Genomic DNA, 23398 nt, shown 5'->3' on the forward strand with positions numbered 1-23398 from the left:
GACGCCCGCGCGCCGCACGATTTCGACAAAAGCCTGAAGCTCGTCGATCGAAGCCACATAGGTCTCCGAGATAGCCGTTTCCGCGGCCAGCTCTGTCGCTCCGAAAGGCCTTGCTTCGGCCGACAGGTCACTCTGCACGACCACGGCCGAAGTCGCTGCACCAACCAGCGGCTCAAGCCCATCCGGCTTGACGTTGTAGAACTCGGCGCGTGCGATCCGTTGCGCGCCGCCGGCCTCCAGGTTGAGGGCATCCAGCCAAACGCGATCGCCTTCGGGCATACCGGCGATCTCGAAGCGATCGAGGACGGCAGCACCCGGGGCCGGTTTCACCAGTTGCAGCCGCAGCGTCACCGCGATGACGGCGTGCGAGCCGATTTTTGCCGCGGCTTCCGGGCGCGTCCGATCGCCGATTCTGAAGGCACGGAGGCCTGGACGACTGAGAAGGCCCTCGCTACGCGTCCTCGCCTGGTGACGAATGACCTCGGCCGGGAACGGGACCAGATGGGCACGGTTGCCACCGAGAACGCGGGGGCGCCCCACGGCGAAGTCGCGCGGCACCGTTCGAAACCTGTCGGCGGCGCTGATGCGCCCGCCAAGGTCGGTAAACAGGTGCGCACTGGCCGCGAACTGGACCAAGGCATCGCTCTCGACGCCGTCGATAGCAAAGGTGAGCGCCCCGCCACGCAGGAACGAATCTCCCGTCTCAATGACGAAGGCCGGCCGCTCAGCCGGGACGGCGGGGCGCCCGAGCGGATGTTGCAGCCAGGCGAGCTGGTAGAGACCATGATGCATTCCGGGCGCAAGGTTCGGAGGCATGACGCCGGCGGGCGGCGAATCCGGGTCGGGGAGCCGCGGTCCATGCAAGAACAGGCGCGTCGCCATTGCGAGAACGCCTGAGCGAACCTCGTCCCGTTCCAGTTCGTCGAGCAGATCGCCCAGCCTGAAGGCATGAGGCGATCCATCCGCACGCGGCGCTGCGGTCCTGATCTTCTCCGCGGCGATGGCACAAAGGCGCGAGATCGAGCCGCGGATGATCAACCCGACATAGTCCTCGAACAGGACCTGCGCGATCGGGAGCCGCTGCGGCTCCGCCTCGGCGCCGACCGACTCGGCAACTCGGGAAGGCACAAGAGCGGCCATCTGACGCTGGAGTTCGGCGTCGATCTTTTCGCGGTAGGCATCGTTGACGACCTGCTTGTCGGCAAGGCGCGTCGTCACCGGCCATTCCGATTCGGCAAAGCCGCTCCGGGTGATCGTCGCGGTGGGCGGAAGCGGGAAGAACACGCCGCCGATTTGCGCGGCACCATCGACCGCGTCCGGCGCACGCGAGATCGTCGCGTCCACATTGGTCCGAAACAGCGCATCGACAAACAGGAAAGACGGTTGGCGCTTCCGACGCTCGGATGCGTGGGCGGTTCCGTCGAAGATCGTGTCGCCCGCAGCAACCCAAAGCGAAATTCTGTCGAGCGTGTCGAACGTGATCTCGTGATCGCGCAAGGCGACACCGGGGCTCCGGTTCGTGGTGTTTGCGATCGTCCAGGCCGCCATCAAGACAGCCAGGCTCGATCCGCCGACGGGATGCCCATCGGCCGTACTATCGGGAATGACGCCGAGAAAAACGGCGTTGGCGCGAACGGACGCGTCGGCTGCCGCTGCGAGCGTCATGTCCGGCATCAGATACACGGGCATCCGCCATGGCCCAAGATCCGGTGCGAGCCGCCAGTCTGCCGGATTGATGTTTTCGGTCCAGGCCGGCGGCTCCTTGAACACCAGAAGCGGCCTGCCGGCTTCGGTCACGACAATCGACTCGGTGCCGGCACGCGGCTGGAACAGGTAGTACTGCGTGTTGCGGTCCGACCCGACGTAGACGGAATAGTCTACGGTCGTCGAGAAGCTGAAATGCAGACTGATCTCGATGGTCTTGCCGAACACCCTGAAGCGGGCGATCACGACCGAAATCCGCACGCTGACACCGGCCTCGATATAGAGGCGAATGCGGTGGTCCGTTTTCATATCGAAGCCGTAAGCAACCCATACGCGAATGGAGACTCCGGCCTTCACGATGCCGAAGTCGACATAGCCGTATATCTCGCCGAGTATGCCGACCTGCCCGCGGATCGCGACGAAGGTGGATGCTGCCTGCGTCCACTGGCGCACCTCCGGGCGAGCCGGATCGTGCCAGAGCACGCCATAGCCTCCCTCGATCTCGGCGAACACCGTGACCGAGAGCCCGGCACGAAAGATACCCTTGTTGATCTCCTTGCCGAGGCCGACACGAAACGCCATGCCGACCTCGGTGACGGGCTTGTAGGTCAGAAGGCTATCATCGACGATCAATGCGCCCGATCCGCCGCCCTGGTGAAATCTAGGCTGTGGGATCAACCATGCAGCAGGCCCCGATACGCGGCGGAAGTAGAGCCCGCCAGATCCGATGAACGGGAATACCTGTACGCCGAAGGCGCGTCCATAATCCTTGTTGAAGGGATAACCGAGATCGACGGTGAAACCGCCGTCGGTATAGATCTCAAATGCGATCGTTGGAAGCGTGACACTGACGACGCCGAATTCCAGCTGACGCCAGGCCGGCGGCGCGACGATCTCGATCGAATAGACGCCGAGCTTTTCACTGAGCTTCCGATACAGCACATCCAGCGAGAAGAGATAGTCGCTGGAGCCGGGCGACAGCGTGACACCGAAGCGAATGCCATAGATGTCGTCGTCGCGCATCGCAAGGCCGAGCTCGACGCGATCGGCGAATACTGCGGAGAAGCCGACGGACCAGCCTCGCGACGGGTCGAAGCGGATGTAGTCCCTCTCGATCGCGGTGGATATCTTGTCCAGCGCGGCCGTCTCGTTGTTTCCAGGATCCTGGTCATACGGCGCTTTCGATGTCAGGGCCGTAAAGCGACCGACGACCTCCTTGGTGGTCCTGGGAGGAGGCTGGGTCGCCGGAAGCGGATCGACACGCTGCCCGAGCGCAATCGCCTTCAGATCGAACACGCCAATCTTGCCATCGATGGGCTTGCGGGCGGCGAACCAGCCGATGCCACTCGCGGCCTGTCCGCTCCCCAGCGTTTTGGGGTCCACGAACAGGAACAGGGAGATGCCTGCCTCATCCTTCGGAAACTTGTATCCGAGAATTTCGAGCTGGGCGCCGATCGCATAGAGCAGCTTGATCTGCGATGAAGCGCCGCCCCCCGGCGGCCGGAACTGCTTGTCGAGAATCTTGAACCGTTCGGCCCGCAGCTTGATCACGCCTTCGATGCCGATGTCGAGCTTGCCATCGCTTTCCGGGAATTTGATGCCCAGCGCCCAGCGCGGAGCCCATCCGCCACCCGTCCTCACTCCGTCACTGAAGCCGAACAGCACCGACAGCTTGAATCCCTTCTTCGGCGCCAGCGAGCCGAGGAATCCGAGATCAAGATCGAACTCGAGACCAAAGCGGAAGCCGTCGGTCTCCGGAAAATTTCCGAATCCAAAATAGCCGAGATTGGGAAGTCTCAATCCCTTCCCGAACAGGTTCAGAGCCTTGAACTTCAATGGAAAGGAGGACCAGAATCCGCGGCCGGGCCGCTTGGCGGCGGAGCCGAACTGAAAGCGCAGCCGCCCCGGATTGAAGAACATTCGCAGGGCTCGCTCAATCGCGTGGCCGGGCAGGTTCGGAATCCTGAACCCCGTCGCAATGCCCATGTCGCTGAAATCGAGGGCCTCGATATCGATGACATCAAGCCCGCCCAGGGAGCCAAATTTGACCCTGCCGTCCAGAAGAAAGCGGGAGACGACCGATCTTGCATCCGCCCCGTCGGGTTTCGAATCGTCGGTCACATAAGCAATGCGATTGACGTCGACTATACGGATGATTGCATCTTCATCGCCCTCTTCAGGTGCAACCTGCCCCTCCTTTTTGGCGGCGTATCTGAAGCTTTGCTCGGGGTCGGTCTCATAGGTGTATACTTCACGCGTGGCTCCGCCTTCGCGTATCCGCTCGTAGCGTCCGACCAAAGACAGAATGGAGTCGTGCTTTCTCTGCCAGGCCGTGCTCGCTCTCTTCTCCCATATGTCGCCGAACCCATGGAACAGACGTCCCAGGTAGAAGTCGATCTTGGCTTGAAACGTCGAAATTTCGCCGTTCGCAAAGCTGACGAGCAAGCGCCGGATCTTGAAGCCGTAAGAACCGTCGTGTTCGGGCTCTTCCTCATTTGCTAGGGCAGGTTTGATCGCCGAGCCGTCGTCCCGATAGTCGACCAGACCGGAAAGGCGCGATTTTGTGGACCCGCCCGAATTGCCGATACCCTTGAGTTCGATTGCAACATACTCGCCGCGCAGCCGGTCGAGATCCATGCCGCCGAGCAGACCCTGGACCTGCGCGGGGAGATCGCCGAGCCCCAGATCGCAATTGATGATGAGAACGCCGGCCCAGTTGCCGTCGTTGAGAATGCTCAGCAGTAGCTGGTATTGCCTGGCCGCAGCGGAGTCGGTGGCAGCGGCTTCTGTCTTCGCACGGTTGATGAAGGCCTTAAGGATATCACGCGCATTCGCGGTCGGATCCTCTTTTCCCTCGGGTCCCGGGCGCAGAAACTGATCCCTGCCCGACCAGGATGCCGGGTCATCGGCGAGTTCGATGATACTTCTGCTTTCATATCCCTTGATGATGAAAAGCGTCTCGGGGCGTAGTTTTTGACGGTCCGCGCGCCCTTCTGCGCCCGGAATGCCGACATCGAAAGGCCAGCCCCCGATTGCCAACCGGCTCTCGAGGGAGGTGCCACCTTGCGCCGTCACGTCGGGCATCTTGTTCGCGACCAGGAACAAGCGATTGCGGATCAATGCGTCGGCAACGGCCGGCAGCACCGGCCCCTTCCCTCCGCCCGGGGTCCGGCCGCGAACGGCAAATTGAAACTGCGCCGGCTGCCCCTTGGCGGTGCCAACCGAAACGGCAAAGACGATCGCCGCGATGCGCCCGTCCGGCAGGCGCTCGACCTCGAAGCCGAGCGGCGTCGTCGATCTGCTGATGACCGGATCGGTTTCGGTCGCGGGCGAACTCTCGGTGACAGTATATCCCTTTGGGGCCGCCAGCTTGCGGCGCTCATGCGCCAGCCTTTCTATGTCGAACGCCTGAGCGGACTTGCGCTTGTCCTGCTGAACGCCGCGCGGCGGCAGGACAGGCACAAAACCCGCCGGAATATTCGCGGCGTCCTGCCTCCCGACCGTCAGCTCGAGCGGCGCATGCTCGAGCACACCGCCATCCATCTTCAGGTTGCGGCCACTGGGTGGCTCGGCGATCATTCGCATGGTGCCGGAGGGATCGCCGCGGTGCACGCTCATCCACGACGTAACGCCGAGGCTGTCACCTTGCGCCGAGAGCGCGGGCGTGTTCGTGGCTGCAGTGCTCTCGGCGGCTTCGGCAAACCCCTCCGGCGGGCGCTTGTCAATCGCGGGGCCGAGGTCGAACGTGACGAATATATCTCCGGACGCTTCAGTTCCGGAAGCTGAAGGCCCCAAAGTCTCGCTGGGCGCAAAACCAGGCAGCAGTCCGAGCAGCGCAAGGTCGAGCGCCGCACCGGCTTCGGTGCCTCCCGCAGGTGGCTTCACCTTTGCCTTGAAGGTCCCGCGCAACGACATCGTGTCGTCGTAGTCACTGGCACCTGCTTCAAGTTTCAGCGGCTGGCGCGTGAATACAAAAACCGGTCCGCGCTGCAGCGCCGGGGTCGGATGTGGCACGACTTCAACGTCGTGCCCGGGCGCTGTCGGGATCGCCAGGACGAGCGCTTCGGTGTCGGAGCGAGGCAATGGCTGGAGAAACGACCGGAGCTGGTCCAGCGGTGCAAACGGATCAAGCGAAAGCACGCATCGACCGCTTCTCGTGCCGGCCTCGCCGCCGTGCAGCACGGCAGCCTCTTCCGTAGAGGTCGCGGGCGATCCATCGTTCCGCTTCAGGTAAGTAAAGCGGTTGACGAGCCCCGCGCCGACGATCTCGTCGATCGACGTCGGCGTCAGGACATCGCTACTCGAGCTGAGGTGACCCTCGCCACGGAAACATCCGATCGCGGAAGCGTCCGTGAGATCGAGCTCCAATTGCATGATGGCGAAGGGCGAGCGGCTTGTGTCCAGTGCGCGCCGTCGACCGAAAACATGTCCGGATCCCTGGGGCGTGAATACCAGACCGATCGGGCCGGCCGAAAGCATCGATCGGTCGAGGTCAAGGACGTATTCCAGCAATCCTGTTGCCGGATCCTCGAGCTGGACCTGGTTAGCGCCTAGCGGAAAGGACCCGCTGCGCCCGCCTTTCAATACGAACAGCGGCACACCGCCGCCGGCGCGACCGAAAGCAATTCGCTCCGCTGTCTGGGCGAGCCCGATTGTTGCCTGCTCGGCCGCCCGATGATCGAGCCATGCAACGATCTCCGAAAGTCCGGCAAACGGTTGCGCTGACGGCAGCACCCAAAAGATGCCGTTGCGAACGACGCTGTCGTCCAAGGTCAACGACGGCTCCGACGCGACATCGTTGATAGGACGAAACAGGATTCTGGGGTTTACAGCATCGTTGGCAAAAATGGACGAAGTTCCACAACGGGAAAATGTCACCATGAAATGCGACTCCCTTCGGTCAACGGCAATCCGAGTAAACGACAATCCTTACGGTCAATAATCAGGGGGGCTGGAAGGCCACCGAGTTCAATCGTCACCGCCTTGCCGAGCCGTGCACCGGGCGGCCATTGATCGGTGGCGTCCTTGATCGGTTCGAAGCAGCCTTTTTGAATATCCGCCGGGAGGACATGTGCAAGGCGTGCTCCCAGCGGCACCTGACGATCCTGCCCGCCGATCTCGATCTTGACGTTCGGCGAATAGGTCAGGCCACCGAGGGCGACCGCACATGCAACCTGATATTCCGGCTTGCAAAGGACCGTTCGGTCGAATGCGGTCGTATGAGCGTCGGCTGTGAACTTGTCCAACGCGGCCAGATCCTGCGCCGCCACGATCAACGTGGCCGGATTTTGAGCGAGCGAGTCAGGCGCCTTGCTGAAATAAATGGCCGGGCTCGGAATAGTCGCTATGGTCTGGACCTGGCGCAAGTTTCTCGGGAGAAAAACCCGCACAACCCCTTGCTGGAGCAAATCCTCAAAGACGACATGGGACGCGAGGGCCCCGAGTTTAAGTGTGGTACCGGCCTCCACTGCAGCCCCGGCGGCGCTCTCGGCCTTGGCATTCTCGGCATTGGCGTTCTCGGCATTGGCGTTCTCGGCATTGGCGTGCTCCGCCTTGGCGCTCTCGGCCTCGGCGCTTTCCGCCCCGAGGCTGCTCGGCCGGTTAAGCCTGCCCGACAACATGTACGCCAAAAACAGGTCAGAGGCGGCGCGCCCGCGCGGCGCGGCCACCTTTCGCGGCCTAGGAACCAATGCGTAGGGATCAATCGGATCGGCCTGGGTGGCCAGATCCAGTGGCGCGCCGGGCTGCATCGTGCGCGACACCGGATCCACGCTGGTCGACTTGAAACGAAGCGACATCGCCGGGTGCAGATCGAAGAAATGGAAATTTCGATCCGCCCGATGCGTGTGTAGCATCATCCCGTCGATCGTCTTCGGCAGGCGCGAAACCACTTCAGATACGATCTGCCCGTTCAGGAGCTTGTGACTCTCGTCAACAAGTTTCGAAGCCGTTCGTCCTGCGGCGATGCTTGCGTAGCAATCGACGATCCGTTCCCAGGGCTTCGTGGCCGGATTCTCCACGGCGGGATTTCCGACGGAAGACGTAAGTTTTTGAGGTAGCGTCGCCAGATGCAGGGCGACGGCCCAGTATCCGGGGATCAGGTATGGCGTGCTCTCGGCCTTGGCGAGCCGAAGGACGATGCGCACCCCGTCGGTCGTGCGCGTTCCGTTGAGGCGGCGAACCGGGACGACCTCGACCGAGCCGGACAAGTTCGGCTCGAACTGGTGAAGAGGGTATTTCGCCGAATCGACGCTGCCGCCAGGTCGAGCGAGCTCGACCCAAGGTGTCGATGGATACTCGAATTCGGCCGGCGGGCGGTTTGCGGGAGCCTCCGACGCAGGCGCCGCGATCGGTGTCCGGCACGCCTTGCTGATCGCGTCAATCTTCAGGTCGCCCTCCGCGAGCGTGACGCGAAACGGACCATACGGCATGCTTCCTTCCGGAAACAGTCGAAGCGCCATATCGTCGGACTCGGGCGACGGAGCCGACGCGTGCGTCAGCGCCGCGGAAAGAATCTCGATCTCGACCCGACGATGGGACGGTTGCGGCGCCGGCTCGCCTGCAGCCTCGGTGGCCGGCCTGGCAGGATCCGCACAAGCGCCGCCTGCTCCTGAATTCGCCTTGGCCTGCCCGCGTCCTTCGATCTCGAGCGCGAGCGGCACGCCCGGCGCGCTTTGTCGCAACAGTGCGGCGATCGTCTGCGCGCGCTGGAACGAAAGCTTCAGGTTTGAATCGTCCCCGCCCTCGCTGTCGGCGAAACCCGAAACGCGGACGAGCAGGCGCGACTTCGACGGCCTGCCACTGTCACGATTCGCCGCGACGAGCAGGGCCCCCAGCTCCTTGATCTCCCGAATGATGGCAGCTGGCCGCTTCTTGTCGGACGACCAGACATGGCCGCTCAACCTGCTCGCACCGCGGGGAAAGCAGATCAGAGGCTCGCGAATGACGATAGTGCCGCCGGTTTCGACAGGACCGCCATTGATGAGCGCCAGTTTCTGATACAGCGCATTCACGCAGGTACCGTGTGCACCGCAGTTGTCTTCACGGACTGCGGCGGACGTTGCACGAGTGGCGGTCGCAAGACAAAGGAGCGTCAACAGAGCCGCGCATGGCCGGCATGGCGCCCGCCGACTCGTTCGGTTGTACCTCATCCCCCACCCCCTTAGAAAGATTGCCCCATCAGCAAATGACTTTCAACGAGTATAAATTCTCAAGCAGTCGGTGACAGCATAGACGTCAGCCAACGTCTCCATCCCTGAAATGCGGCAGCTATCGCAATGAAATCCTGCGCCCGATCGCTGTGGTGGTCGACGATCTCCGCATATGCAGATAAGGCTTCGACGAAACTGCCGGCCTCATCGGCCAGCGAAAGAATGGCGTAGCCATCGAGTGGCCGCCGACTGCGGGCCTGGCGGCCGCCGTTCGCCAGGTATTTGTCGACCGACGACCACCATCCAAGCTTGCTCGGAATCTCTCCTGGAAATGCCCTGGTCAGGGCGTGCCCAGCCGGCTCTATCCAATCGGGATGTGTCCCGGCGAGCGTGTTCAGGACACATCGCGCCGCGGCCTCCGAGCCCGATGCGGCCATCTGTGCGACCAACCCCGCGAATTCGCGCGTGAACTTTGGGTCGGCGATCACCGCGTTGCCCGGAATCGCGGACGAGCCCTTCAGCAAGGTCCTCATGCCGGAGACTAGCTCCGGAAAATTGGGCTGCAATTGGGAAGCGACGGCTTCAAATGACTTTCCGAACTCCTGCAACATCCGCGCCCCGATCGTGGAGAAAACGGCGTTGAAATCGAGCTTTCGCAAAATCGGTCGCGCCGTATCCGTTTCATGGAAAGCGAGCACGCGCAATGCGCCGCTCGTGGTCGCGGCCGCCGGCACCTTTTGTCCACTCCTGCACATCGCTCCGACTGCATCGAGGATGCGAGCTTTTCGCTCCAGAACGACCGAGCCGGCAACGAAGTCATCCGCATGCACGATGCACGCTGCATAGTCCCAGGCTGCATCGCCCAATCCGGTCGGGAACGATACGAGCTTCCAGTCGGCCATGCCGGACTGCAGCAGGACGGGAATGGCCTGCGGGTCGCGTGCCCCAAGACGCAAGCAGAAGCGCAACGGCCCGCCGGCAGCTTCATCGGCCATGCGCGCGGCATCGAAGTCGCCGTCGCCAAGCGCAGCGAACGCAGGCGCCAGCGGTCCGGAGGTCGTGCCTCGATTGAGCCACTCCCGCAGCTCGTCCCAGTTCCCCGAACGATACTGGGTTTCGCAGACCATCCCGACGAGCGCAGGATTGTGCGCGCCCCTCTGCAGATCGTCCAACACGGAGGAAAGCCCGACGACCGCTCCCCGCTGCAGAAGACGCCTGCCGAAAGCCACCAGCAACGAGGACGCCACCCTAGGCGGCAACGTTCTGAGCGCCTCCGCAGAGACCGCCCGTCCGAGCCTGACCTTGAGGTAGACTTGCGCCGCCCCCGTCAGGTCGTCGACGGCACTGGCCAGGAGGGCTCCCACCTCTGGCCTCCAATAGGAATCCGCCTCCTCGATTCTCTCCTCGCCGCTCAACAGCAGATGGTAGATCGCTTCCGCGCGCATGTCGGTGCTGCTGTTGGCCCGGGCGCGGAAGAATTTCGTGGCTCGCAAATTGGCGTTGTCGAACCGCCGGCGATCCTGCCGGCGCATCAGGTCGAGCATCGCAAGCCTTACATCGCTTCGGTGCCGCAGGCACTCGCCGGTGCGGGTCACAAGCCAGCGCTCGGATTCAAGCCGCCGCAACAGCTCCATCGCTTCGTCCGTTGACAGCGCATCGGCTTTTTCGACGAGGCCGCTGGCCGGGGCCATAACCTCGCGGATGACGTCGGTGGTGACGGCGCGCACGACCAGCCCGGGCACCGCGAGCTGCCGTACCTGCGGGTCGTTGATGTGATTGACCATCCGGTTGATCAGGATGCCCGTAATGCGCCTGCTCGTCACCAGGTCTGCGCCGGCATCACTGTCATCGTCTCCGGCCGACTCCTGCGCATCCCCTGACTCGCGGTCAGATGCCTCGACTTCCCGAATGATCTCGTCCAGGAGAGACGCACGCTCCGCTTGGTCCCTGCTCTTGAGCCAGTTCATGACGATTGCGACATCGAGAGGACTGCCCCGCAGCAGCTTGGCAAGAGCTGTGATCTGCGAACTCGCGATTCCGATGGCATCGCTTTGGTTGCGCCGGCGGATGAGTTCGACAGTGGCCGCGAGTGGAAGCGGCCCGAGCTTGATGGGCGGGTGACTAGTCGTGATCTCCGGCGCGCCGGCGCGGCCTGCTACAACGACCCGCAAATTCTCCCAGCTCCCCCCGGATCTCGCGCCCGTCGGCGGCGTCGGTGCGCGCAGCGTTGCGATTAGATCTGAGATACCTTTCACCGCCTGCTGGTCGTACTGAACCACTTCGAATGTGTCGAAGACGAGCAGTACCGGCGCCCGACCCTCGTTGATCGATTCGATGATCGACCTCAGCTCGAAGCAATATGCATTGAGCTGCGATCGCGTCGTATCTTCGAGCAGCCGCTGCGACGGATTGTTGGCCAGCAGATCGATTGCACCTCGCAAATCGGCTCGGAATTTGGCCAGCGGCGCTTCCAGCCCGGGAAACCACGTGGAGAATTGGAGGGCAATGTCGATGAGGATCTGCAGCGGCTGGCGCGGTGCCAGCGCGGCGCGATCGAAATCGAGATAGGCGAAGGGTAGATCGATGCCCGGAAACAAGGCATGGTCGAGAATGAATTTTCCGATCAGACTTGACTTGCCCATGCCGCCGATGCCGCTGATGATCAGCGGCTCGTTGGCGGCGTCGCTGAAGGTTATTCTCTGCCACAAGCTCCGAATGGCTCGACTTGCATATTGCCTGAGCTCTTCGGGCGGCACGATTCCAACATATGCGCGCAGCGTCTCGATCTGCTTTTCACGGCCGACGATGCGGTCTCTGCTGCCGTCCGCGCCATCCTGCTCCGTCCGCCCAACCAGGACTCTCAAGGGCTCCAACAATTCGCGTTTGGCGATTTGCCTGCGGACATCTGCCGTTGGCGGCACCGCCGCGAAGTCGGTCCCGGCGAGCCAGCCGGACACGACCATCAACTGATCGAGCTCCGAGGCCGTGGCGGCGTCTAGCTCGGGCAAATCACCCTTTATGACCCGGCGGAGCATGGCGCCCTCCAGATCGTCGCTGTCCGCAGGTATGTCGATCGCGGACTTCAGCGTGTTGGACGCGTTGGCATCCAGCAGCACCTGCCGACGGACGCTGGGCTTGAGTTGCCACATGGGCGTCCCGCTCCGCGGCACCAGTTCGGATTGGGCAAGCAACGCACGAAGATCCGGACTTTCGTCCTTGTCGGGCGAGAAGCCGATACTGTTGGGAAGGAAGTAGCCGCGGGTGGCGGCGGCCAGCAGCTGCTGTGACGCGAGGTCACCAGGGAAAGCCGTCTCGGTCTTGCCCGACACGGAATTCGCAGCGTCCCGCACCACGCTCAAATCGCTATCGAGCTTTGCCGTATCGATACCGGCTGCTCGCAATCGCGCGACGATGTCAACCATTGAAGACGTGCTATCCGGTGCCGCCATGCCATTCACCTCTATTGCATGACCTTGATTGCCTTCAGCGCTGGGACCACACCGCCAGCCAACGTCTTCAGCCTGAGCCCAGGATCGGCCAAATCCGGCAACGTGGCCTTCGAATATTCGTAGAGCGCTGCAACCGTATCATCGTTGTAGCGGCCGTCCGCGCCAGCGGCAGAAACTGCTGCCCGAATGCAGCTCTTCCAGGCTTCGATGCCAATCGTGTCGTAAGCGACGACATCGTGCTTGTACTGACTTGTATATTCGCGCACAAAATCGGGAATATGACCGATTAGCAGCCAACGCATCGATTTCAAGCCCGGTCCCAACACCTGCTGCGTGTCCGTGACACCGATCATCCCCGCGATGAGTTCCTTCAGCCCTCCGTCAGGCGGCGACTTGTGGATGTCATCGATGACGATCCAAACGAGTTCGCGCAATACCAGTTCCTGACCTGCCGCCGGCCCCGTCGTTCTGTCGATCACGGTTTCGCTCACGGTAAGTCCAGCGTTTTTGGCGCGATCCTCCAACAGCCGACCGAACCAGGCCGGCAGATCGTTTGCCCACCAGCGGGTACGTTGCCGCTCGTCCGTAGGTTTTTCCGGCATACCCCTCATTTCGCCGAGATCGATGCGGCGGCCGAGTTCCAGGAGAAAATCCTCCGGCCTGTCGGATTTAAATTCCTTCATTTCCTCGGCGGAGAATTCGACCACGATCGCGGGCCGACGTCGCGCAATGGCGCGCAGGATTCGGGTGGAAAAGCTCTTGCCGGACTTTCCAGGCACACCAGATGCGTTCTGCTCGCTGACGACCAGAACCCGCTGCACCGCATGCGAATCGAACATCGCGAATGCGGCTTCCTTGAAATCCACCCTTCCTAGCACAGGCTCGGGCTTCTGGCGATCATCGGACAACGACCACAGCCCGTCGTTGGTCCCGAAAACGGCGGATGATTCCAGCAGAAGGCCTGGTTTCTCCACCGAAAGCCGGGCGATCACCTGATTTATCAACACACCCTGATTGCAGAGACTGGTGGGCCTGTTCGGATAGGCTGACGGGTGTCCAGCATTGTGAAACCCGACGATATCCGGCGTTGCGTCGAAGCAAGGTGATCCGGAGGAGCCTCCGTTCGTATTGGTCGAATAAAACAATCGGGTCGAGGGGTCGGGATCGCTGTCGACAAAGTCCCCCTTATCGAACATCTGGGGACCGGCGGAGGGATGCTGCAGAAGCGCTATTGCACTGCCAGGACGCGGCGGGCGCACCGGGGCGCTCAAACGCTGCCATCCGCGAAGCTTGCCTCCGCCTCCGCCGATGGATTCGGCACCGATCCGCTCGGCCAGACGAATGATTGCGCAGTCGAGGCGCTGGTCAATCGGCGGCGGGCCGAAAAGGTGGGTCCGTCCGTCATCCGGATGCTTCATGCTCGACCATTCGAGCCAACGGCTGGCTGGCGGATTTTCCCGAGGAGTCACGAGCCTGACCACGCGCAGACCACTCGGCGGGGCTGCGACGGCGAAGGCGCCGACGGGCGCCCAGTAGTCGAACACGAAAGCTAGGCTCTGCTCCGCTCCCGCCAGCGCAACATCCCCGGCCGGGCCGGGGACCAGGAAGCGCTCGACGACGTGACGCGCCGTCAGAACGAGATCTGCCCCGATGAGGAAACCGGTCCCCTTGAAGCCCGGCTCGTACGGATCGTCGATCCAGATCGCACACACACGGTAACGGGCGGCCTCCATTCCTTCAAAGAACGTCTTCGAAACCAGGAAGGGCTGAACCTTGTTGTTCAGGCTCTGGAGGTTAGCCTGATCGGCCACTCCGTCCGCATTCACGGCAATCTGGTCCGAGAGGATTCCGCGAAGCACGGCATTGGTCTGACTGCGACTGATGAGCTCGACACAAAACCGTTCGAGCCATCCCTGGCTGGCCAAGTGCGGTACCAGCGCTTCCGTCAAGACGACCTTGTTGCCCGGATCCTGTGGCGCAAGACGCTCGATATAGTTCTTGCGATCGCTCGGCTGCGTGTCGGGCGGCAGGATCGCGTCGACCGCCGCCGTTATCACCGCCCACGAGGCGTAGAGATTCAAGACTTTCGGTAAAATCGCCTGCGTCGGCATTTTAGATACCCCACTCCCCCGTCTGGCTTCGGACGATCGCAGGGTGATCGGCTATCGCCGACAGGAGCACGGCTTCGTTGCGCGCTCCGGGGCGGCCAAAATAATGCAGTCCCACAACCTTCGACGATGCGAAATCCACCAGCGGACTGCCGGAGGACCCATTGGTCGTCGAACAGTCGTGGGCCAGTACATCCGTGCCGAGAAGCTCCAGCACGCAACCCGGAGAAAAGCGCTTGGTGCCGTCGAGCTCACCGAAAACTTTGAATACGTTCTGATCGTCCGCGAGGTCCTTGATCGGGTGCCCTGCGACGAAAACATTCCGTTTCGCCCATCCGTTGGACTGCGCCTTCAGATCCATCACGATCGGTGACGGCATGCCGCCTGCCGCGTCCGCCGTCGGCGGCTTCAGCCGGAAAATCGCGAGATCCGGTTTGTCACCGCCCTCGACATAAAGCACCTCGTCGAGGGCGAACCGCGAATGCTTCGAGCCTCCCTTCTCGAAGCGGAAATCTACGACGCATGGCCGATCGGTCCGCAACCGCCATCCCTGGCGCACGTCGGTGGCCGCCAGCGCAGCGTTCTGTCGGGCCACCGCACCGGCGACATGCGCATTGGTCACCAGCGTGTTCCTGCCAATCAACCACCCGGTCGCAACAGGAACGAACGGCTCAGCGCTTCCGACCATGATGCAGCCAACCCGAGCGCAGATGTCCAGGATCGCGTTCTGTGCCGTATTGATATACGCAACCCAGAAGTCGTCTTTCGCAGTCGCCGCACTGGTGTCGGGCGCATCGCCCTCGACGAACCAGGCTGGCCGCCCAATGACTTGGATCACGGCCTCCAGATTCGCCAATTGCCCTGCGTTGAGATCGCGATGGCTGACGTGACCGCCGGCGAGCGAGGCGGCAAGGTCGAGTCCTTCCCGTGCGGTCTTGTTGGCAACCGCGCGAGCGAGCTCCGTCGCGCCGGGAGACGCCGCTTTGAGATTCCATTCGATGCGCTGCTCAACCTCCTGCAACGACGGTGACTTCGGCGCGACTGACTCCAATCCGCCGGCTTCTCGCGGCGCCGCCGCTGGTCCGAGCCCCAGCTTCTTGATCTCTTTGATGACTCGTTCGGCGCGTTCCTCAGTGGACTCCGGGAAGCGGGCTCGACTTATCATGGCGTCTCTCCGCAGGGGACCGTCATCAGGGCGGATCGATTGTTACGTCATAGGTCTTGTCCGGCTCCGCTCCGACATTGATGTCTACGGAGCGGCTCTCGCCAGAGGCGGTGAAGATGCGCAGCCGAACCTCTCCGGTTGGAAGCCCGATCTGGGCATGCCCGTCCGCATCCGTTTGATACATCAGTTCCGGCACCGGACCGCTTGCCTGCTCGACCGCGATCCGGGCACCGGCAAGCGGCTGCCCATCGCGGAGGGTCACATGAATGAAGCACCGGCTGCGCGGCACGGAAGCTGTCAAGCCGAGGCGGCCTGCAACCACTCCTTCACCGTCAACACGATCTCCGGCGAAAGTCGCGGTCCGGAATTCGCCGTCACGCCGAGACTGGGCGCCGTGCCACCTATTCCATAAGCGTGCACCGCAACGGCAACAGCTTCGCTGGTCGCCGACGCCTGGACCCAGACAGGCGAGCCACTCTGGCCTCCGTACGTATCGACGTCGTAATAGATGCGGTGTGCGGACGTCCGAAGCACCCTGTTCTGGTGGAAGTACTGGTTTCGCCCGTTGTCGAGATCACCCGGATAGCCCGAAATGTTGACGAGAGCGTTCTCCAGCTCGGCATCCGTCTGCGACGCGATCTTGAAATAGCCGACCTCCTCGCCCAGCGGCTCCGCCAGCTGAATGCAACCGATGTCATGATCGGGATCGGCCGAGTTGATCCATTGCTGAAGCGCAAAGAACTTCGTTGCGGTCACGGTCCTGAAGGGAGATACGCCTGCGTCCTGCCCCGGCGAGACCTCGATCGAACCAATCCAGCCGTTGAAATCCGACGGGCTGTAGACGCAGTGTCCTGCGGTCAGCAGGGTCTTGGGGCCGATAAACCACCCCGTCCCGATATACGAAGATGTCTGTGGCGGCCGAGGCTTCAATTTCAGCCCGGCAATCTTGCGCCACGGCGGGGCCTTTGTATTGGTAATTCTGACGCGGTCGTCGGTGCCCAGCACTGTTTCGTTGCCGACCCGCACGCCCTTCGGTTTTATCTTGACATCCGATTTTCCAAAGACAAGCAGATCCTGCTGCGATTCGCCCTTGGACTCGGCGCTGCCATCACTGCCGGCAGTTTCGATGACGGGCGCAATGGGTTGATTTTCGGTGGGCGGCAAGGCCGCTGACGACGACCAGGGCAACGCATTCATGCCAAATCCTCCTCAAAAAATAAATCAAGAGATTACGGCTACATCCTAGTTGCGTCAGAATTTTCTGCAACCAAAATCGGATCTTCGTTCCCGTCTCGCCATCGACGACGGGATCTTTTAAGGTCAGGAGCTATTCCATATTGAACGATGAGCTTGTGGCCTGTCTTCTGCTGGAAAACTGGGGCAAAGTCCGTTGAGCACGTATGCGACTGAAGGGACGACATTCAGTTCAGCTGCATTACTCTGCCGAGAGCATGTGGCGGCGGGCATAGGCAGAAACTTCACCTCGACATTCCTGATAGCGTTCCTCCTCCGACTTTCTCGCAACACACTGTAATGACGAACCACTAAAGAATGTTGTTCAGTAGAGAGAGCGCTCGCGAAGTTTGCGCCGCGCGGGCAATGGTTCCCGTCGCCGATCGCTCGGCAAAGGCGAAAGTCAGTTTGTCCGTATTCACTTCCGACAATCCAAGAAGGCTGTCCGGCCTTTCCCCGCTCGAGCCCGAGAGTTTGGTAGTGAGGTTAAGCCCTTCGCTCGTGAACGCCATTTCGGCGGATCTGACGAGGCTGATCTCTCCAGCCAGACTCGTGTCCACGCTGGGACTGCGGAAGGAGTCCACCTCTGCCCCAGTTTGCGGCTTGCTCCTGCGCCAAGATCATCTCCGTAACCGAGCCGACTGACAGTTGATCGTGATCGAGGTCGCTGTCGTTTGAGAGTACGCCAATGGCTGCCGACGCTGTAACAACCCTGCCTTTTGCTACGCCATTGCTGTCGGAAATTGCGACCGGATCGTGGTTGGTTGGGGTGAACAACACCCACTATCCTTATTGCGACAAGTACGGCGGTCGCACCCAATGCGCCGATACCAGGGATTGTCATCAGCCGGCGTGTGACGTCCTCTCGATCGGCGACCGCCTCGATCTCCTTTGTCACTTCGCGAATCCGTTCTTCGAGGCGGCGGAGATCGGCGAAGAGATCGCCCACCAGGCGACGCATCACTGGTGACAAATCGTTTCTTTCGTCATTCAAAGCGCGCGGCAACTCGAGTTTTAAAGGGGATCAATCGCTGTCCGCTCAAGCTCCCGAACAACGCCAAACTCTTCGCCGTTGAAGCAGTCCTCAGGGCGATCCGAGACGTCGTGATGAGGCCAGCGCCAGAACACCATGAGTGTTCAACCGAACAACAGAATGAGAGCGACGACTATCTGTGCTTGTAACACTTCCCCCGGAAAAGGCTTGCGGCACTATTTTGTCCAGAATTTTCGATGGGCCAACAAGCGCGCCGATGCGACTCAGTTCGAGAACGGGCCTTCGGAGCAAATGCTGGCTTGGTATGCAAAATCGGCAACAGATATTCGTCACTTCTTAAGGAGAGATCAGCCGCAGGAGACCAAGTTGCCGCGGCCAGAGCTCGGCCGATCAGCGTTGCTGCGCAACTGCGCTGATTCACTCCATCCCTTCGCCTGACCACCGTCCCTGCTATGGCGCTCAGGTTGGTCGTCCAGGCAGCGGACGACCTCTTCTCGAGCGTTCGCGTTTATCTGGCGCGCAACTGGTTTTCTCTAACGGACGATCTTCTAGACCGAAGGCGGGACCGCTCAACGCCACAGACGAAGATGGCGAGACCTGCCTTCGGTCTGGCAGGTGCAGTTCGGATTTGCGCCTTGCACGAACCAGCGAGAACTTGGATGGAGAAAATAGAAGAAATTGGAGCAACCACGATCGGTTGGAAAAGCAGCAATTCCGATCGACATCTTAATGTGCTGGGCAGCCAGAATGATTCCCGCGGCCATGGATGTGAACCCCACCGAGAATTGCGGGTCACCTGGCCGGTTGACGTAGTCGGCAAGTTGCTGGATGCCGACCGACGCGCACCCTGGATTGCTTAATGCCTCCTCGACCTCGTTAGCGCTCATGCCGCGAGCAGATGTCCACGCTGCCCGTTGCACCTGCGACAACCCGCGCAACTCATCAACCAGGGCAACGAGTTCTTTGCGTGGATCGCGAAGCCGGTTGTGGCACTTCAGGCACATCCACGGCGAGGGAACGTCGTAGATGGAGACGCTTGACCGCAGACCCGTAGCGTGCGTGCTGCCGCCCATCAACATGCGCGGCCATACATTCTGGATCGCGTGCCGGGCGAAGTTTCCATCAGTATCGTCAACACATGAGAGTATCGTGTCGAACCGGAAGATTGCCTCATCGGACGCGAGCTCCGGAAGCTGATCGCCTCGATCGACGCGACGCAGAAACTCCTCCCACTTCTTCATCACATGGTGGGCCGTCAGCCCGCGGGACCGCAGATATTGGGCAACGATCTCAGCCTTCGATCGATCGTCGTTAAAGTCAACGATGCGAGCAAGCGGATAACGGTTGAGATTGGTTATATCGTCCAGCGCCTCCGGATCGATGGCCGTCACGTGACCCCGCACACCAGGCACGGAGCCGAGGGCCAGCGCGAAAGCCTGGCCGACCGCACCGGCGCCGACCAAGTAGGGCTGGCCGATGGACAACGTCTCGGGCAGCTCAGCGGAGGGCAAATCTTCCCACCCCGATCGGGTCTGCAGATCGAGGAGCGAATACGCAAGCTGATCGACGAAGGAACCGCGTTCGGGGTTAATTCCGCGCAGGTGCTTGAAAACCTCGGCAGCAGCTAGACACCCCGCGAAAGCAGGGCCGAGTGGATTTTTGTCCCGCGGTATCACGCTAGGAGCTGATCCGAGCGGACCCGCGTAGATATTCCATCCGTCTGCGAAGATCGACAGTCGTCGATCCGCGGCGAATCGCGCGCCCTCATTTCCAACCGTGATCTCAACGTCTGCGCGTTTATCAGCGGCGATATCGAGCTCAACGCGGACACGATCGCCTACGGCTTCCTTCGCCCATGCCAAAAGAGACTCACCGAGACTTCCAGGCTTGGCGTACGGTACGACGCCGTCGAGAAGGCGGGTCTCCGGCACTGACAACGCGATGCCCTCGACAAGCTGGTCTTGCCGGACCAGTTGGTTCGTCAGAGTCCAGATCATGTGCTGCCCGGCGAACGTGGACGCGATCGCGGCGGGCACCGTGACTCTCACCAAACCTTTGCGGGCCTGATCGATAGGTCGAAGGGCACCGGAAGGGTCCGGCCGCAAATGCCTATCGCCGAGAAGAGGGCCAGACATCAGCGCAAATCCAGAAAAGAAACCGTACCGGCACCTTCGAGAACGAGACGGCGGGCCGCGTCGGCGATCGAAAGAAGGTGCCAGTAGTTGATCTGGAATTCATGGATGCCGGCCCGATGCGGCCATGGACCGGTCCAGTGACCGTACCGCGGAAAGACCACCGACAAGACCCCTCGACTTATCGCACGGGCGTCGTCGTATCGGGAATGCTCGACCCAGTCGCCCGGATGCGAATGCACCTGAGCGAGCGCGACCCAGCGCTTTGCTCGGGTGGCCGCCGACACCGCCGCCATTGCCTCGCCGGTGACGTCGTAATTGCCCCACGTGCCGCGCTGTGGGGGCACAACAACGGCTTCCACGCGCCCGCACCCTCCAGGCAGATCGCGACCGTACCAGAAGCAGCACGTCTCGACGCGCCCGGCCCCTTGCAGCACCCCGACCGTTTGTTCGAGGGCATTCTTGGGCGCGTAGAGGATAGCGGAATTGGCTTGATAGGGCTGCTGCGGCGGCGATCGGCGTATCTGGTCGTCCTGATCGAAATTGCTCATGCGGTTACCCCTGACGGCCCCTGTAGTAGAGCCGCATGGCCTCGGTGATGGTGAACAAGGTGTGGTTGAAATTGTGGCGCTCAGGGTCCCAGACATGCCGCGCCTCTACCGAGTGGCGCAAGTCGTAGAACTCCAGCGTCGTGGAGTTGCAGATGAGCTGCCGCTTTTGGTCGTTGTAATTTGGATGCACCCTAAGGTGCGGCGCCTCGATGTTGGGAAGCCACCGATCATCGTCGCCCAGCTTGTAGTCCTTCGTAATCGGGTTCACGAATTGCGCGCTCGGTGGCCATTCGGGATAGCAGTGAAATTGAAGTCGCAGCAGGAAGAAGTCGGCACTCGGGCTCCAGAGCGGCACGCACAGGGTTAAGGCGTCGATTCTGCACCAGCCGGCCTCTTCCAAAGTCCGTCCCTTCAGAGCGAGAGGAAGATCCCGCTCGAGCGCCTCGCCGCCACGAGCAGGATCTGGGACAGGTGTCTCGTTGGCATTGGCCATCACGCCCCGCCGGTGCCACCGACGATCTGATACTTGCGTGCCGGACAGATATGCTGCTCTTGGGCCTGCCGCAGCGTGAGCCCGAGATAGGGCGTCAGGTCGGCGCCGGCGTGTTGGCACTGGAACTTGTCGTCAGCGTCCTTGTGCTCCGCCGGATTAAACTTGCCGTAAGAAGCGTCCCATACAGCCTGCAGCGTGGTCGCCCACGAAACCTTAAAGGTCACGTCGCGGTTTGTCTTCGTGTTCAACACCACGACACGCGTTTCTTTCGCAAAATCAACAACTTCATTCTCATCGGCAACTTCAGCCATCTGCTCGGCTCCTTCCAAAATCAGCTAATTAGCTGAGCCCCTCAGACTAGAGCAGCGGCGGCGCCGGCTTTTTGCGTTTTCACACGGAGTCACGACGAACAAGGGCGCGGGGTGTTGTTTTCAAGCCGCAAGACGTCGCTAACGACGGCCATTCGATCGCAGCTTCGTCGCGGACAATCTCGCACCTGTGCCTTGCAAGCGCGCATTCTCTGCAGGCAACGGTGCAGTTCGTGCTGAACGTTCGCATCAGGCCTTGTCAGCCGTCCCAGCGGGACATACGTCGGCAAGCTATTCGCCGAGCGATGCAAAGAAGTCGGGTCATTCGGAGGAAAACTCTGCGATCGCCGCGTACAAGATATCGACAAACCCGGAACACTTCTGTAGGGAAGTGCACAATATTAAACGCGCCACCTAAGAGCGTAGCCGTAATTCAATCCGTTTCAAGTCGCCCGTATGGTTGGGCTCAATGCTTTCAATGTGAGCTAGCGCGAATGCCTGGTACCGGAACCATTTCAGTGGTTTGCCAGCGCCCCCCATAAATATGTGAGAAGATCACGCGATGACTGTGCGCGAGCAGCTGTTTACTTTGTTGCGCAACCTGCCTCTTCCAAGGCCCTCAGCCGCTTCGCCTCGGAAACCTCCATGCCGCCGAATTTGGCCTGCCAATTGTAGATCGTCGCCTCGGAAACACCCTGCTTGCGAGCCAGGTCGGCTGTCTTCGCCCCAGCCTATGGTCCTTTAATACCGCGATAACCTGCTCTTCCGTGAACCTTGCTCGCTTCATCTGTCCTCCTTCTTCTGATATCTGAGGCCGGCAAACTGGACCATTTTTGGCTAGAGTTCTCGCTGCCGATCCGTCGACATCCGGACGTACTGCGCAGCCCGGAGCTCGCGCTCCCGAGGCCCGGGCAGCGGGGCATGCTGGACGGTGAGCTCTGTTTCCATGGAAGGCTCCCGAACTGTGCAGCGGTCAGCCTATTCAACCCGCCTGAAAACCAAGAAGTGTGAAGCTGTTCACCCCCGCCGAATCCCTCTTCGCCTACAATAGGAACGTCCCGGTCCGGGACGCTCATCCGGGAATGGACGAGTCGGAGCTGGGGAAGCTGGAGGCCGGCCATGAAGCGCCACGCCATGAGCAAGTATTTCGGTAGTGGCGCCGGCCACGTTCTGCGCCAGCACAACAGCGCCGTGCTGCTGTTCAGCTGGCGCGGCAAGTCCGACGGATCGGCCCGATATGTCGAGCGCGTCAACCGCTACGCGCGCGATGGCGTGGAATATCCCTGTCTTGCCGCCTTGCTCCGCGCGGTCGAGGCCGAGCACGCTCAAAAGGAGCGCTGATATGCAACATCAACGGCATCGCCCCACCGACCTGTTGGATCTGTACATCGGCGCTAAGCGCGCGTTGGAGCAAGCGATCACGGCGCTCAATGCCGGAGCGGCAGGGCCGCGGCAGCGAATTCGGTGCCGGCCTCAAAGTTTGCGACGGCGGAGCTGTTCCAACCCATCCTTGATCAATCGGAGATCTGCGTGAACGTGCTTGCTTGCGGAGCCGGACGCGGACTCGAGCAATTCGCGCCGAAGGCCCCTCATATCTTCAAGCGCCTGCTGGTTCCTTAAGCGAACGTAAGCTGAGACTATTGCTTTACACCACATGTCGTTCCAAATGCGTTACAAAATGAGTTCTCAAGATTGACTGAACTGCAGTGACCCGCGAGTACATATGTGAATCGCAGATGCCGAAATCTCAAATATCATGTGCAAACGGCACACGGGGAGACTGTAAACCCAGCTCGCAGACTTCGGCAACAACCTGCGCTCGGAGGGAAACACGCCGGAAGAATACGGAACCCAATCCGCTGGACGCACTCGGCGCCGCGCGGAACTTCGACGCGCCGGAGTGGACCGGCCCCGGCCTGGAGGTTTTTTCCGGATCGAAAAACCGAGCTGGGACGGAGAGGTCTGTCACTGTCTGGGCGGCAATAAGCGACAAACGCAGCTTCATCCCCCAAAAAAGCCGGGGAGTGATCCGCGGAACCCAGCTTGCCAAAGCCAAAGAGCTGCTCAGTGACCTTTGACCTTGCCCCCATATGTGGAACGGCCCGCGAGG

The 23398-nt window shown here is 61.4% G+C and carries 16 protein-coding genes and 1 pseudogene; 2 read left to right on the plus strand and 15 right to left on the minus strand.

All coding sequences use genetic code 11. The features are described 5' to 3' along the window. From IC66_RS42900 to IC66_RS49305, 9 genes are all read right to left on the minus strand, one after another. The coding region (locus tag IC66_RS42900; RefSeq protein ID WP_157158171.1) for a hypothetical protein at positions 1-6585 on the minus strand (6585 nt) is incomplete at its 3' end. Then, on the minus strand, positions 6579-8717 hold the full coding sequence (locus IC66_RS0138370) for an OmpA family protein (RefSeq protein WP_028160480.1): 2139 nt from the start codon (positions 8715-8717) through the stop codon (positions 6579-6581). The genes IC66_RS42900 and IC66_RS0138370, both read right to left, overlap by 7 nt. Before the next feature lie 197 nt (positions 8718-8914). Then, entirely contained in the window at positions 8915-12277 is a 3363-nt protein-coding gene (locus IC66_RS0138375) for a hypothetical protein (protein WP_038951082.1), read from the minus strand. A gap of 38 nt (positions 12278-12315) precedes the next feature. Then, positions 12316-14415, minus strand: coding sequence for a trypsin-like serine peptidase (locus IC66_RS0138380; protein ID WP_038951083.1), 2100 nt, complete (start codon positions 14413-14415; stop codon positions 12316-12318). 1 nt (position 14416) lies between these two features. Further along, complete coding sequence (locus tag IC66_RS0138385; RefSeq protein ID WP_080588718.1) at positions 14417-15577, minus strand: trypsin-like serine peptidase; 1161 nt, start codon at positions 15575-15577, stop codon at positions 14417-14419. 25 nt (positions 15578-15602) lie between these two features. Then, complete coding sequence (locus IC66_RS0138390; protein WP_157158172.1) at positions 15603-15878, minus strand: carboxypeptidase-like regulatory domain-containing protein; 276 nt, start codon at positions 15876-15878, stop codon at positions 15603-15605. Continuing rightward, positions 15875-16774, minus strand: coding sequence for a trypsin-like serine peptidase (locus tag IC66_RS0138395; RefSeq protein ID WP_049806740.1), 900 nt, complete (start codon positions 16772-16774; stop codon positions 15875-15877). Before IC66_RS0138395 ends, IC66_RS0138390 begins: the two co-directional genes overlap by 4 nt. A 347-nt stretch (positions 16775-17121) precedes the next feature. Continuing rightward, entirely contained in the window at positions 17122-17370 is a 249-nt protein-coding gene (locus IC66_RS46780; RefSeq protein WP_131233136.1) for a hypothetical protein, read from the minus strand. Further along, positions 17297-17590: an Ig-like domain-containing protein gene (locus IC66_RS49305; RefSeq protein WP_223153741.1), complete on the minus strand. Its 294-nt coding sequence runs from the start codon at positions 17588-17590 to the stop codon at positions 17297-17299. The genes IC66_RS46780 and IC66_RS49305 overlap by 74 nt, the downstream gene beginning before the upstream one ends. On the opposite strand from IC66_RS49305, the gene IC66_RS46785 reads away from it, so the two are divergent. Continuing rightward, complete coding sequence (locus tag IC66_RS46785) at positions 17499-17780, plus strand: hypothetical protein (protein WP_154694114.1); 282 nt, start codon at positions 17499-17501, stop codon at positions 17778-17780. The two genes, IC66_RS49305 and IC66_RS46785, sit on opposite strands and share 92 nt — an antisense overlap. Before the next feature lie 593 nt (positions 17781-18373). Here the strand turns inward: IC66_RS46785 and IC66_RS0138410 are convergent. From IC66_RS0138410 to IC66_RS44255, 5 genes and pseudogenes are all read right to left on the minus strand, one after another. Then, positions 18374-19840: a ThiF family adenylyltransferase gene (locus IC66_RS0138410; RefSeq protein ID WP_157158173.1), complete on the minus strand. Its 1467-nt coding sequence runs from the start codon at positions 19838-19840 to the stop codon at positions 18374-18376. Positions 19841-19938: 98 nt separating this feature from the next. Beyond that, positions 19939-20487 carry a Mov34/MPN/PAD-1 family protein gene (locus tag IC66_RS0138415; protein WP_028143554.1) on the minus strand — a complete coding sequence of 183 codons (549 nt, stop codon included), beginning with the start codon at positions 20485-20487 and terminating at the stop codon, positions 19939-19941. A gap of 4 nt (positions 20488-20491) precedes the next feature. Continuing rightward, positions 20492-20980: a hypothetical protein gene (locus tag IC66_RS46790; RefSeq protein ID WP_028143555.1), complete on the minus strand. Its 489-nt coding sequence runs from the start codon at positions 20978-20980 to the stop codon at positions 20492-20494. Further along, positions 20980-21291, minus strand: coding sequence for a hypothetical protein (locus tag IC66_RS0138425; RefSeq protein WP_028143556.1), 312 nt, complete (start codon positions 21289-21291; stop codon positions 20980-20982). Before IC66_RS0138425 ends, IC66_RS46790 begins: the two co-directional genes overlap by 1 nt. Positions 21292-21875: 584 nt before the next feature. Further along, positions 21876-22075, minus strand: a pseudogene (locus IC66_RS44255) (transposase); the annotation flags it as partial. 332 nt (positions 22076-22407) lie between these two features. Here IC66_RS44255 and IC66_RS0138430 point away from each other — a divergent pair. After that, positions 22408-22629 carry a hypothetical protein gene (locus tag IC66_RS0138430; protein WP_028143557.1) on the plus strand — a complete coding sequence of 74 codons (222 nt, stop codon included), beginning with the start codon at positions 22408-22410 and terminating at the stop codon, positions 22627-22629. A gap of 406 nt (positions 22630-23035) precedes the next feature. Here the strand turns inward: IC66_RS0138430 and IC66_RS48030 are convergent. Continuing rightward, the coding region (locus IC66_RS48030; protein ID WP_210161489.1) for a hypothetical protein at positions 23036-23398 on the minus strand (363 nt) is incomplete at its 5' end.

The organism is Bradyrhizobium genomosp. III (genome assembly GCF_000261705.1).
Taxonomy (GTDB): Bacteria; Pseudomonadota; Alphaproteobacteria; order Rhizobiales; family Xanthobacteraceae; genus Bradyrhizobium; species Bradyrhizobium ottawaense.

What these genes read in the sequence shown, in the direction of transcription:
- IC66_RS0138375 (WP_038951082.1), bottom strand. Translation starts at nt 12,277, where the DNA reads ATGGTTGACATCGTCGCGCGATTGCGAGCAGCCGGTATCGATACGGCA.
- IC66_RS0138380 (WP_038951083.1), bottom strand. Translation starts at nt 14,415, where the DNA reads ATGCCGACGCAGGCGATTTTACCGAAAGTCTTGAATCTCTACGCCTCG.
- IC66_RS0138385 (WP_080588718.1), bottom strand. Translation starts at nt 15,577, where the DNA reads ATGATAAGTCGAGCCCGCTTCCCGGAGTCCACTGAGGAACGCGCCGAA.
- IC66_RS0138395 (WP_049806740.1), bottom strand. Translation starts at nt 16,774, where the DNA reads ATGAATGCGTTGCCCTGGTCGTCGTCAGCGGCCTTGCCGCCCACCGAA.
- IC66_RS46785 (WP_154694114.1), top strand. Translation starts at nt 17,499, where the DNA reads ATGGCTGCCGACGCTGTAACAACCCTGCCTTTTGCTACGCCATTGCTG.
- IC66_RS0138415 (WP_028143554.1), bottom strand. Translation starts at nt 20,487, where the DNA reads ATGAGCAATTTCGATCAGGACGACCAGATACGCCGATCGCCGCCGCAG.
- IC66_RS46790 (WP_028143555.1), bottom strand. Translation starts at nt 20,980, where the DNA reads ATGGCCAATGCCAACGAGACACCTGTCCCAGATCCTGCTCGTGGCGGC.
- IC66_RS0138425 (WP_028143556.1), bottom strand. Translation starts at nt 21,291, where the DNA reads ATGGCTGAAGTTGCCGATGAGAATGAAGTTGTTGATTTTGCGAAAGAA.
- IC66_RS0138430 (WP_028143557.1), top strand. Translation starts at nt 22,408, where the DNA reads ATGAAGCGCCACGCCATGAGCAAGTATTTCGGTAGTGGCGCCGGCCAC.